Consider the following 2,500-nt stretch of genomic DNA (forward strand, 5'->3'; position numbering starts at 1 on the left):
CCTTCAGGTTATGAGCCTGACGAGCTACCGGGCTGCTCCACCCCGCGTTGACTGGTTTTATTATAGCACAAAGGCCGCATTTGCGGCCTCTTGATTTGGGCTTTTGCCCGTTTTTGTGATTGAGAAGATTTTGAGTTGCGTTTTGCAGACCTGGCAGCGACCTACTCTCCCGCGTCTTGAGACGAAGTACCATTGGCGCTGGGGCGTTTCACGGCCGTGTTCGGAATGGGAACGGGTGCAGCCGCCCCGCGATAACCACCAGGTCGGCAAAACGCAACATATGTTCATGCGGAACGCATGAACATATGATTGCTTTGTTTGATTGGCATGCCTTATCCCGTTCGCTTTTCGCTCACGGGGGACGCCAATCGGCCATACGGTCACCTCTGATATGAGGGACCAGGTGGCCAAAGCAACCTAGTTCATGTTTTCACATGGAAACTGTTGTTTCGAGAAGCTGGAGAGCCGAAGCTCTATTTAATTTACACGTCTTTCTGTGACCGATCCGTATTTCACCTTTGCTCAACAGTGAGCATGGCAGCCATACAGGACACTAGTCCGTCGCCGGTTGTCCGGCGCGCCGTCCGCAGGGCCTTTGGCCCGTGAGGACAGAAGAATGATGTCATCAAGCTTCGCTTGATGAACATATTCAATGGGAACGAAGAAGTCGATCGAGCTATTAGTAACGGTAAGCTTCACACATTGCTGTGCTTCCACACCCGTCCTATCGACGTGGTCGTCTTCCACGGCTCTGATAGGGAACACTCGTTTTCAGGTTGGTTTCCCGCTTAGATGCCTTCAGCGGTTATCCATTCCGTATATAGCTACTCTGCTATGCCCTTGGCAGGACAACAGATCCACCAGAGATACGTCCATCCCGGTCCTCTCGTACTAGGGACAGATCCTGTCAATATTCCTACACCCACGGCAGATAGGGACCGAACTGTCTCACGACGTTCTGAACCCAACTCACGTACCGCTTTAAATGGCGAACAGCCATACCCTTGGGACCTGCTCCAGCCCCAGGATGCGATGAGTCGACATCGAGGTGCCAAACAACCCCGTCGATATGGACTCTTGGGGGTCATCAGCCTGTTATCCCCGGCGTACCTTTTATCCGTTGAGCGATGGCCCTTCCACACGGGACCACCGGATCACTATGACCGACTTTCGTCTCTGCTCGACTTGTCAGTCTCGCAGTCAGGCTAGCTTATGCCATTGCACTCGACGACCGATTTCCGACCGGTCTGAGCTAACCATCGCGCGCCTCCGTTACTCTTTCGGAGGCGACCGCCCCAGTCAAACTACCCACCATACACTGTCCCGGATCCGGATAACGGACCGCGGTTAGACATCCACGAAGATAAGGGTGGTATTTCAAGGATGGCTCCACAGAAACTGGCGTCCCTGCTTCAAAGCCTACCACCTATCCTACACATGCCTTGGCGAATGCCAGTGTAAAGCTATAGTAAAGGTGCACGGGGTCTTTCCGTCTGACCGCAGGAACCCCGCATCTTCACGGGGAATTCAATTTCACTGAGTCTATGTTGGAGACAGCGGGGAAGTCGTTACGCCATTCGTGCAGGTCGGAACTTACCCGACAAGGAATTTCGCTACCTTAGGACCGTTATAGTTACGGCCGCCGTTTACTGGGGCTTCAGTTCAGAGCTTGCACCCCTCCCTTTAACCTTCCAGCACCGGGCAGGCGTCAGACCCTATACGTCGTATTGCTACTTCGCAGAGCCCTGTGTTTTTGATAAACAGTCGCTACCCCCTGGTCTGTGCCACCCCATCATACTTGCGTACAAAAGGGTCACGCTTCTTCCGAAGTTACGCGTGCAATTTGCCGAGTTCCTTCAACATAGTTCTCTCAAGCGCCTTGGTATACTCTACCTGACCACCTGTGTCGGTTTCGGGTACGGTCTATACGGTGGAGCTATTTCCTGGAACCTCTTCGCCGCCCAACCAATCCAATAAGGTTGAACAACACACGAGATCCGTCACTACCACCAGGCCCACGAATATTAACGTGGTTCCCATCGACTACGCGTGTCCGCCTCGTCTTAGGGGCCGGCTAACCCTGCTCAGATTAACTTTAAGCAGGAACCCTTGGTCTTTCGGCGAGGGAGTCTCTCACTCCCTTTATCGTTACTCATGTCAACATTCGCACTTCCGATATCTCCAGCAGCCCTCACGGGTCCGCCTTCACAGACTTACGGAACGCTCCGCTACCACTTGCACAAAGTGCAAATCCTCAGCTTCGGTGCATGGCTTTAGCCCCGTTACATTTTCGGCGCAAAGACCCTTATTTAGACCAGTGAGCTGTTACGCTTTCTTTAAATGATGGCTGCTTCTAAGCCAACATCCTGGTTGTTTTGGGATCCTCACATCCTTTCCCACTTAGCCATGACTTGGGGACCTTAGCTGGAGGTCAGGGTTGTTGCCCTTTTCACGACGGACGTTAGCACCCGCCGTGTGTCTGCCGACTAGTACTCCTCGG

The 2,500-nt window shown here is 53.2% G+C and carries 2 rRNA genes (1 of these 2 cut by a window edge); both read right to left on the reverse strand.

From position 1 onward, the window contains the following. Positions 1–148: 148 nt before the first annotated feature. A 5S ribosomal RNA gene (rrf, locus tag ACQZ5G_RS25010) occupies positions 149–263 on the reverse strand. Positions 264–658: 395 nt separating this feature from the next. Continuing rightward, a 23S ribosomal RNA gene (locus tag ACQZ5G_RS25015) occupies positions 659–2,500 on the reverse strand; it runs 956 nt beyond the window's last position.

This window comes from Agrobacterium sp. 22-214-1, from assembly GCF_053522465.1.